Genomic DNA, 9,613 nt, shown 5'->3' with positions numbered 1-9,613 from the left:
CGGCATCCGCGTGCCCGACGATGTCGGCGTCATCGGCTTCGACAATTGGGAGATCGTGGCCGAGGCGACGCGCCCGCCGCTCACGTCCGTCGACATGAACCTGGCGACGCTCGGCCGCGAGGCCGGGCTCGCTTTGCTTTCGCTCGTGGGCGGCCAGCCGGCCGCGCCGGGCATCAGGAAACTGCCGTGCCGGCTGGTGGTGCGTCAGTCATGCGGCCGTCCGCTGGGCGGCTGAGGCATCAAACGAAACGGCCGTCGCGCAACGGCCAAACCGGGAGGAGAACCATGAGGAGGAATACCGTGAAGACCTTGATTGCCAAGCTGGCTTTGGCCGCGGCCGTGATCGGCGGCGGCCTGCAGGCGGCGTCCGCCGAGACCGCCAACATCTGGGTGCGCGCCGACGGCTCGAATTTCATGCCGCGCATCGTCGACGCTTTCAACAAGGCGCATAAGGACCAGATCAAGCTCGACATCATCCCTAATGCCGAGATCATCCCGAAATATGGCGCCGCCGCCGCCGGCGGCACCGCGCCCGACGCGCTGTCGCTCGACCTGATCTACACGCCGTCCTTCGCCGCCGCCGGCCAGCTCGAGGACATCACCGACTGGGCGAAATCCTTGCCCTATTTTTCGAGCCTGTCGCCGGCGCATGTGAAGACCGGCACCCATAAGGGCCGCATCTACGGCCTGCCGTTCTCGGCCGATTCCTCGGTTCTGATCTGGAACAAGAAGCTGTTCAAGCAGGCCGGCCTCGACCCCGAGAAGGGGCCGACCAACTGGGCAGAGATCGAAGCCGACGCCGAGAAGGTCAACGCGCTCGGCGGCGACATCAAGGGCTTCTACTTCTCCGGCAATTGCGGCGGCTGCAACATCTTCACCTTCACGCCGCTGATCTGGGCCTCCGGCGGCGACATCCTCTCCGAGGACGGCTCGAAGGCGACGCTGGACAGCCCGCAGCTGCGCGGCGCGATCGACCTCTACCGCTCTATGGTCAAGAAGGGGATGGTCCCTGAAGGCGCGCAGACCGACACCGGCGCCAACTTCTTCGCCGCCTTTGCCGGCGGCAAGATCGGCATCTCGCCGTCCGGCGCCTTCGCCATCGGCGCGCTCAACACGCAATATCCGGATATCGACTACGGCATCACCTTCCTGCCCGGCAAGGATGGCGGCTGGTCGTCCTTTGCCGGCGGCGACAATTTCGTCGTCACCAAGGGCACCAAGAAGGTCGCCGTGGTGAAGGAGTTTTTGGACTTCGCCTATTCGCTGGAGGGCCAGACCATCCTCGCCAAATATGGCAGCCTGCCGGTGCGCGGCGACATCGCCAAGGAAGCGCTCAAGGATCTCGACCCGCGCTACCAGGTGGCGGCCGAGGCGATGGCCAAGGGCCGCACGCCCTACACGGTGGTGTTCAACGACCTGATCAACTCCGCCAACGGCCCGTGGACGCAGATGGTCAACGAGGTGTTCTTCGGCGACGATGTCGACGGCGCCATTTCGAATGCGCAGGAGACCATGCAGTCGATCATCGACCAGGCGCCGCAGAAATAGCGCCAGCCAAAACCTCCCCCTTGAGGGGAGGTCGGACCGAAGGTCCGGGTGGGGTCGTCTCGGCAGCGCTCGACGTTCTTTTGCGTTGGAGCGCGTCGCGGGCGACCCCACCCCCGGCCTTTCGGCTGGACCCTCCCCTCAAGGGGGAGGGGGACGCAGCGCCAACGAGAGACCCGCATGACCACCATCACCGCAACCTCGGCACCCGCCCGCGCCCGAACACGGGCCGGCGTCAGCCGCCGGCAATGGGTGGGCCTGCTCTACGTCCTGCCGGCCGTCGCCTTCGTTGTCGTCTTCTTTGTCATCCCGCTCGGCATGACGGCGTGGATGTCGCTCAACAACTGGCCGCTGATGGGTGAGCATGCCTTCATCGGCCTCGACAATTATTTTGCCATCCTGCGCGACACCCGCTTCTGGAACGCGCTCAAATTCACCGCCTATTACACGGTGATCGTCACCATCGCGATCTTCGCAGTCGCCTTTCCGCTGGCGATTTTCATCGAGCGCCCGCGCCCGCTGACCAATCTCTACCGCACCGCCTTCTTCATGCCGGCGGTGGTGGGCTTCGCCTCGGCGAGCCTGCTCTGGTCGTGGCTCTTGAATGTCGATTCCGGCCTGTTCAGCCCGACCGCCTTCGACCTCGGCCTGACCGGGAAAAAGGTCAATCTTCTGGCCACCTTCCAGCCGGCCTTCTGGTCGATCATCGCCATGGTGGTCTGGAAGGTCGCCGGCTTCACCATGATCATCCTGATGACTGGCCTGCAGTCGATCCCGCAGGATCTGCAGGAGGCCGCGGTCATCGATGGCGCCGGCCCGTTCGCCAGGTTCAGAGCGATCACGCTGCCGCTGATGCGCCGCACGCTGGCGCTGGCGCTGATCCTATCGGTCGCCGGCTCCATCCTCGCCTTCGACCAGTTCTACATCATCCTGCGCGGCGGCCCGCGCAACCAGACGCTGACGGCGGTCTACTGGATCTTCAACCAGTCCTTCGTCTCGTTCAAGCTCGGCTACGGCGCTGCACTTTCGATGGTGCTCTTGGTCATCCTGGTGGCGCTCAGCCTCATCCAGCTCTGGCTGCTGCGCAAGCCCGAGGGGCTCGACTGATGGCGGGGGCGATGTCGCAGAACCGGAAAGCGGCCTTCAGCCTCGCCAGGCATTCCACCGGCATCATCGCCTCGGTGCTGTTCCTGGCGCCGATCGTGTGGACCGTGCTCTCCACCTTCAAGCCGGCGCAGGAGGCGCGCCAGCCGCCGCTGCCGCCCTGGCCGACCACCGGCTTCTCGGTCGAGAATTATCAGACGTTGAACAGCTTCGGCGACGGGCTTTGGGCCTCGGCGCAGAACAGCATCTACGTCTCGGCGATGACGGTGATCCTGTCCGTTCTGGTCAGCGTGCTGGCCGGCTACGGCTTCTCCCGTTTCCGCTTTCCGTTCAGGGACTTCTTCTTCGTCCTCATCCTGTCGACGATCATGATCCCGTTCCAGTCGATCCTGACGCCGATCTTTCTCGTGCTGACCAGGCTCGGCCTGCACAACACGCTGACAGGTCTGGTCTGCGTTTATGTCACGCTGCAGCTGCCGTTCTCGATCTTCATGATGCGCAATGCCTTCGACGCCGTGCCGCGCGAGATCGAGGAGGCGGCGCGCATGGACGGCGCCAACAACGTCACCATGCTGGTCAAGGTGATGCTGCCGCTGGTCTGGCCGGGTGTGGTCACCATCGCGCTGTTCGCGTTCCTCGGCGCCTGGAACGAGTTCCTGGCGGCACTGGTGCTGATGACCGACCAGTCCAAATTCACCCTGCCGGTGATGATGACCGCGCTGCAGTCCGGCCGCTTCGGCGCCATCGACTGGGGCGCCGTGCAGGCGGGCGTCACCGTGATGATGGTGCCCTGCCTGATCCTCTTCCTGGCGCTGCAGCGCTTCTACATCCGCGGCCTGATGGCCGGGGCCGTCAAGTGATTTCCCGCATTCGAATGGAGTGACGTTCATGACCGCACCGCAACCCGCCGCAACCGAGGCCAGCAAGGCCGCCAAGCTGAAGCTCGCCTTCCGGCCGTTGCCCGTGCCGCAGGTCGACGTCCGCGGCTTCTGGGGCGACCGTGTCGACGCGGTTGCCGCTAAGACCGCCGGCATCCTCTACGACCGCTGCGTCGAGGCGCGCATGCTGGAGCAGATCGATCCGGACCGGCCGTCGCCGGGCGTCGTCATTCCCTTCCATGTCAGCGACGGTTTTACCGCGCGCACCGTGACGACGCAGATGTTCTGGGATTCCGACTGGGGCAAGACGATCGAGACCGCGGCCTATTCGCTCTACCGGCGCCGCAATCCCGATCTGGAAAGGAAGATCGACGCCGTCATCGACATGTACGGCAAGCTGCAGCAGGAGGATGGCTATCTCTCGAGCTGGTACCAGCGCATCCAGCCCGGCCTGCGCTGGACCAATCTGCGCGACTGCCATGAGCTCTACTGCGCCGGCCATCTGATCGAGGGCGCGGTCGCTTACTTTCAGGCGACGGGAAAACGCAAGCTGCTCGATATCATGAGCCGCTATGCCGACCACATCGCCGACACTTTCGGCCCCGAGCCCGGCAAGCGGAAGGGCTATTGCGGCCACGAGGAGATCGAGCTGGCGCTGGTCAAGCTCGCCCGCGTCACCGGCAACGAGAAATATATGAAGCTGGCAAAATACTTCATCGACCAGCGCGGGCAGCAGCCGCACTACTTCGACGAGGAGGCGCTGGCGCGCGGCGCCGACCCCAAGGACTTTCACTTCAAGACCTACGAATACAACCAGTCGCACAAGCCGGTGCGCGAGCAGGACAAGGTCGTCGGCCATGCAGTGCGGGCGATGTATCTCTATTCCGGCATGGCCGACATCGCGACCGAATATGGCGACGACACGCTGAAGGCGGCGCTCGAGCGGTTGTGGGACGATCTCACGACGAAAAGCCTCTACGTCACCGGCGGTCTCGGTCCGTCGGCCGACAACGAAGGCTTCACCAACGATTACGACCTGCCCAACGAGACCGCTTATGCCGAGACCTGCGCTTCGGTCGGCCTGGTGTTCTGGGCGAGCCGCATGCTCGGCATGGGGCCGAACGCCCGCTACGCCGACATGATGGAGCGCGCCCTCTATAACGGCTCGATCTCGGGCCTGTCGCTCGACGGTTCGCTGTTCTTCTACGAGAATCCGCTGGAGAGCCGCGGCGGCCATCATCGCTGGAAATGGCATCGCTGCCCGTGCTGCCCGCCCAATATCGGCCGCATGGTGGCGTCGATCGGCAGCTATTTCTACGGCCTCGCCGACGATGCGTTGGCAGTCCATCTTTATGGCGACTCGACCGCCCGCTTCGAGATCGCCGGCCGGCCGGTCAGCCTCGTCCAGACCAGCAACTATCCCTGGGACGGCGCGGTCGCGATCGAGATCGAGGCGGAGGCGCCGATTGCGTTCACGCTTTACCTGCGCGTGCCTGCCTGGTGCCGCAACGCGGCGCTCAGGGTGAACGGCAAGATGGTCGATCTCGATGCGGCGAGCGACGGCTATGCCGCGATCCGGCGCGAGTGGCGCCAGGGCGACCGGGTCGAGCTCGACCTCGAAATGTCGATGGCCCGGCTCTTCGCCAACCCGCATGTGCGCCAGGATATCGGCCGCGTCGCGCTCGCGCGCGGCCCGCTGATCTACTGCGTCGAGGAAACCGACAATGGCGGTGGGCTGCACCGCATCGCTCTGCCGCGTGAGGCCAAGCTGGAAGCGCATTCCGAGCCGAACCTGCTCGGCGGCGTCGTCACGCTCTCGGCCATCGGCAGCAGGACCGAGACGGACAACTGGGGCAGCGATCTCTACCGCTCCGAACTCCCGGCCACGGAAGAGACGAAGCTCAAGGCTGTCCCGTATTTCGCCTGGGACAACCGCGATCCCGGCGAGATGCTGGTCTGGCTGCGGGAAGGGTAGGGCGGCCGGCGCTGCATCCGCATCGGGCGTGGTGCAGCGCTCGCCGTGCTTTGATCAAAGGCGCGGCAGGCCTATTGAGGCCCTGTCGCCGGAATGTGTCGATCGACGTTCATGCTGACTTCCGTCACCAGCTTGCGGCGCAGAGCCGTGATGTAGTCGCGCGGCCCCGTGGGCGAAATTACGAAAGCCTGGGAGCCGCCGATGACGGACTGCGCAAAGTAGGACGCCAGCGGCTGCCCGGGGTCCTCGTCGTCCGTTGGAATGGCGATCGCGTTGATCGTGTATCCCTTGGCGATGGCATTCTGCCGGCTCGGCTGAACGGGCAGTCCGTCATTGTTCTCGCCGTTGGAAGAGATATCGATCACCTTCTTCATCGCATTGCCCGGAAACCGGTCGAGCAGAAGGCTTCCGACATCGATGGCCGCCGAAACCGATGTTCCGCCGCGGCCCCGGCGGAGATAGCCGGTGTCGCCGTTCGTCCTGATCACCGACGCCGCTGCCTTGGCGTCTTCCAGGCCGCAGATACGTGTCCACGGCAGCACGGTGCGTGAGTGACCTGGACTTGACCATTCGAAATAGGCCACGCCGATGCAACCGATATAGTTCTGGGTGATGGCGCTGATGATCTCGGGCGAGGTGAGCGCCGCGGCATGTCCTTCGCGCTGAAGATCGGCGATCTTGGGATCGATAGACGATGAGAAGTCCACGGCGAACACGACCGCGACGTCGACGTTCAGCACCGCACCATCGACGTTGGCGGCATGCGCGGTCGGTGCCCAAAACGCCATGGCGGCGAGCGCCGCCAGTCTCAGCAATGAATTGGCCCGATGTCCCGTCCCGGAGTGAGACCCGGGGCCCGATTCCTGATGATGGCGTCCAACCATGTTACCCTCCATTCTCAACGACAAATCGTTTTTCGAAGCGGTCGACTGCGGCTGGCAGGACGAGTGAGGGCGTTACCGGGAAGGGTCATGGAATGCCTCCTCGTGACCTGGATTGACGGTAGTGCCCCAACCCGCCGGGGCGGCTGCAAAGGCGCGGGCCGGCATGTCGGAAGTGCTGGGGTCGGTTCGCAACGGCAGGCGTGCCGCCGGCGTTCGGTTCGACATCGCGACCGAAAGGATCGAGCCGAGAATGATCGCCGCGCCCAACGCGCCTACGGCAGAAGACCGCTCGCCAAGGAAGATCGCCGCACCCATGGCGCCGAAGACGCTTTCGGCACTGACGATCACGGCAGCATGGCTGGCGGAGGTGAAGCGCAGGGCGGCAATCAGTACGCCGAAGGCGACCGCGGTCGAGAAAACCCCGAGCACCAAGAGTTCAGGGGCAGCCTCGGAAGCCGCTGCGAATGACAGGTTGCCGTGCACCGCCCCGAGCGGAAGGGCGAAGGCCGCTGCGCCGAGGAACTGTGCGGCCGCGGCCGTGAGCGGACGCGCATGGGCCTGCATGTGCCGGCCAAGCTCGACCGTCCAGAGCGCATAGCAGCCGGCCGACAGGACAGCGGTGATATCCCCGCTGCTGAGCCCGGCGATCCCACCTGAAAGAAACAGGCAGCCGACGACGGTCGATCCGGCCGCAAGTATGAGACCCGTCTTCGGACGCTCGCCCATGAGCAGCCAGGCGGCCAGCGGCGTTATCACCGTTGCCGTGCTGATCAGGAAGCTTGCGTTGGTGACGGTGGCGCCAAGATAGCAGAGCTGCTGCAGTACGATGGAGACGGCAAACAGCGCGACCACCCGAGCCAGGCTGGAAAAATGGCCGGCGCCGGCAGGCAGCCGCCGTTCCGTCAGGACGAAGGGCAGCACAAGCAGCCCCCCGATCAGGCAGCGCAGGCCAACAGCGCTCAGCGCATCGAGGTGATCGAGCACCATCTTCTGCGCCACGTTCCCGAAGCCCCACAAAGCGGCGGCGAAAAGGAGCAGCAAGTTGGCTGTGAGCTTTGACATCCGCCGCACCCCCGGAGCGGAAACCCATGGCGGGTTTCAGCTTTCACTAATTCAGCGAAGCCTAATTGGTGTATCGTCATGGCAGCGCTTGGGGCCGGGGCGGCGGAGTTTCCGCAGCGTTAGTTTTGAGTTAGAATTTCGTGATTCTGAAAAGCTGTTTAAGCAAATGCGAAATGGGGCAGGCGTCGCCGGCAGCAAAGTCTCACTCTTCGGCGGTTTCCAGATTGAAAAGGAAGCTGGCGGTCCGGTTTGGCTGACCGGAAAGCGAGGCCCGGCGATCCTCGCCTATCTGGCCCGCTGTCCGGGCATGGCGGCACCACGGGAGAGGCTGGCTGACCTTCTGTGGAGCGATAGCGACAATGAGCACTCGCGCAACAGCTTGCGGCAAACACTGAGCGTCCTGCGCCGGGATCTGTCGCGAGCAGGCATGGATATCGTCCATTCCCACAAGGAGCTGATCGGCCTTGCACCGGACGCGGTGTGGGTTGACGTGGAGGATTTTGAAACCGGTCTTTTAGCCCGTTCCGCTCAGGAACTCCAAACGGCTCTGGCACTTTACACCGGGCCATTTCTCGACGGGTTTTACCTGGGCAGCAATGCTTTCGATGATTGGGCGGCATCGGAACGCGAAAGGCTGCTGAACCGTGCTCTTGAGTCCTTCGAGAGGCTCGCGCGCCTCGTCGACGCTGAAAACGGGCTGGTCGTGGCGGATCGAATTCTGGCCATGGAACCGACGCGGGAAGAGTCCTATCGGCTGAAGATGGAACTGCTCATTGCCTGCGGTCAGCGAGACAAGGCCCTGCGAACGTTCGAAGCTTGCAGAAGCGTGTTGAAGAAGGAATTCGGTGTCGACGTCAGCCCGGAGACCCGAGCGCTTTGGCAATCCCTGTCTTCCGCCGATACTTCGCCAAGTCAGCAGCCTGCAAATGCGGTTCCGGCCGGCCAGCGCCTCGGGCGTCCATCCATCAGTGTCGGCGACTTCGCCAATTTGACGGGAGAGCGAGGCGACGACTTCTTCGCCAAGGGTCTCGTTCATGACATCACCACGGCCCTCTCCGAGGTGGCCAACTATGTCGTTCTCTCGGGGCTCCCGCACTTGGAGAGCGGCGAGGATTCCAAGGCGCCGACCACGCTGCGCGCCCGCTATACGCTCAGCGGCAGCATCCAGAGGTCCGGGGATGAACTGAGGGTGAACGTCCAGCTTGTCGACGCTGCCGGTGGTCACAATGTCTGGGCCCAGAAATTCGACGGCCATTCGGAGAACGCGCTCGAATTCCAGGACAGGATCGCACAGTCGGTTGTGCTGGCGGTCAGTCTCGAACTTCAACTGACCAACTGGAAGGTTCGCGACAAGAGCCCGGCGGGCGTTCCAGAGGTGCGCTGGTTGGTGAATGAAGCGCTGATGAAGTACTTCGAGATGACCAGGGACTCGCTGCTGGAGTCGAAGGAACTCGCCGAGAAGGCGCTGTTGATTGCGCCGGAAAATGCTCGGGCAAAGCGGACATTGTCCATCGCGACGACCATGGGGCTCGCATTCGGCGCGCTGCCCGGCAAGCGGGAGCATGTCGACAACGCGATCCGGCTTGCCGAAGATTCCGTGATGGCTGTGCCGGACGATGAAATCGCCCGCTGCGTTCTGTCTTTTGCCTATTTGTGTGACGGCCGGATCGACGAGGCAATTGTCGAATGCCGCCACGCAGTCAGCCTCAACCCGAGCTATCCGAGCGGCCATGGTGATCTCGGCGAGCTTTACGGCCTGCGCGGCCAGGTGAGCGAAGCGTTGCGCTCGGCCAATGAAGCGATCCGGCTCGGCACGCACGACGTCATCGACTTCTGGCGTCACCACGGCTTGGCTGTTGCGTTCTTCGCCGGCGGCGACGACCGCCGGGCGCTCGACGTCGCCCGCAGGGTGGTCAGGACAAAGCCGGGTTTCGTCCGCGGCGCCCTTTATTGGGCGGCCGCCGCTTCGGCGACTGGCAACAATGAAGAGGCTTCACGCGCCATCCATCATTGCCTGTCGCAACTTCCATTTCTCAACCTGGGCAATGTCTGCCCCGGCTTTATGCCGCGCTATGTGAGGGACGATCATCACTTCCGGTTCCTTGAGATGCTATCGAGAGCCGGCCTTCCGAATTCCTAGAGTCTTTCACGTTTTGACGGAAGCG

General features: G+C 63.9%; 8 protein-coding genes. 6 read left to right on the top strand and 2 right to left on the bottom strand.

What is annotated here, in order from left to right:
* The 5 genes from DH10_RS26015 to DH10_RS25995 form a co-directional block, all read left to right on the top strand.
* The coding region (locus DH10_RS26015) for a substrate-binding domain-containing protein (RefSeq protein WP_192385513.1) at positions 1-235 on the top strand (235 nt) is incomplete at its 5' end.
* A gap of 50 nt (positions 236-285) precedes the next feature.
* Positions 286-1,548 (top strand): ABC transporter substrate-binding protein, encoded by a 1,263-nt coding sequence (locus DH10_RS26010; RefSeq protein ID WP_210325146.1) that lies wholly within the window; start codon positions 286-288, stop codon positions 1,546-1,548.
* Between the two features lie 177 nt (positions 1,549-1,725).
* Positions 1,726-2,652 (top strand): carbohydrate ABC transporter permease, encoded by a 927-nt coding sequence (locus DH10_RS26005; RefSeq protein ID WP_192250464.1) that lies wholly within the window; start codon positions 1,726-1,728, stop codon positions 2,650-2,652.
* 11 nt (positions 2,653-2,663) lie between these two features.
* Entirely contained in the window at positions 2,664-3,509 is an 846-nt protein-coding gene (locus DH10_RS26000) for a carbohydrate ABC transporter permease (protein ID WP_246811645.1), read from the top strand.
* A 28-nt stretch (positions 3,510-3,537) separates the two neighbouring features.
* Positions 3,538-5,502 (top strand): glycoside hydrolase family 127 protein, encoded by a 1,965-nt coding sequence (locus DH10_RS25995; protein WP_192250461.1) that lies wholly within the window; start codon positions 3,538-3,540, stop codon positions 5,500-5,502.
* A 71-nt stretch (positions 5,503-5,573) separates the two neighbouring features.
* Here DH10_RS25995 and DH10_RS25990 read toward each other — a convergent pair whose 3' ends face one another.
* Together DH10_RS25990 and DH10_RS25985 are read right to left on the bottom strand one after the other, a co-directional pair.
* The gene (locus DH10_RS25990) at positions 5,574-6,386 is read right to left on the bottom strand and encodes a DUF1194 domain-containing protein (RefSeq protein WP_192385511.1); all 813 of its coding nucleotides are present in this window, start codon (positions 6,384-6,386) and stop codon (positions 5,574-5,576) included.
* Positions 6,387-6,458: 72 nt separating this feature from the next.
* Complete coding sequence (locus tag DH10_RS25985) at positions 6,459-7,448, bottom strand: DMT family transporter (protein ID WP_192385510.1); 990 nt, start codon at positions 7,446-7,448, stop codon at positions 6,459-6,461.
* Positions 7,449-7,614: 166 nt separating this feature from the next.
* Here DH10_RS25985 and DH10_RS25980 point away from each other — a divergent pair, with 166 nt between their 5' ends.
* Complete coding sequence (locus DH10_RS25980; protein ID WP_192250516.1) at positions 7,615-9,588, top strand: BTAD domain-containing putative transcriptional regulator; 1,974 nt, start codon at positions 7,615-7,617, stop codon at positions 9,586-9,588.
* Positions 9,589-9,613: the final 25 nt, after the last annotated feature.

This window comes from Mesorhizobium silamurunense (assembly GCF_014843825.1).
GTDB classification, from domain to species: domain Bacteria; phylum Pseudomonadota; class Alphaproteobacteria; order Rhizobiales; family Rhizobiaceae; genus Mesorhizobium; species Mesorhizobium silamurunense.
The sequence above is the reverse complement of the archived record's forward strand: the minus strand, read 5'-3'. Positions and strand labels throughout refer to the sequence as shown.

Coding starts and splice junctions, on each gene's coding strand:
- DH10_RS26010 (WP_210325146.1), top strand. CDS start 286: ATGAGGAGGAATACCGTGAAGACCTTGATTGCCAAGCTGGCTTTGGCC.
- DH10_RS26005 (WP_192250464.1), top strand. CDS start 1,726: ATGACCACCATCACCGCAACCTCGGCACCCGCCCGCGCCCGAACACGG.
- DH10_RS26000 (WP_246811645.1), top strand. CDS start 2,664: ATGTCGCAGAACCGGAAAGCGGCCTTCAGCCTCGCCAGGCATTCCACC.
- DH10_RS25995 (WP_192250461.1), top strand. CDS start 3,538: ATGACCGCACCGCAACCCGCCGCAACCGAGGCCAGCAAGGCCGCCAAG.
- DH10_RS25990 (WP_192385511.1), bottom strand. CDS start 6,386: ATGGTTGGACGCCATCATCAGGAATCGGGCCCCGGGTCTCACTCCGGG.
- DH10_RS25985 (WP_192385510.1), bottom strand. CDS start 7,448: ATGTCAAAGCTCACAGCCAACTTGCTGCTCCTTTTCGCCGCCGCTTTG.
- DH10_RS25980 (WP_192250516.1), top strand. CDS start 7,615: ATGCGAAATGGGGCAGGCGTCGCCGGCAGCAAAGTCTCACTCTTCGGC.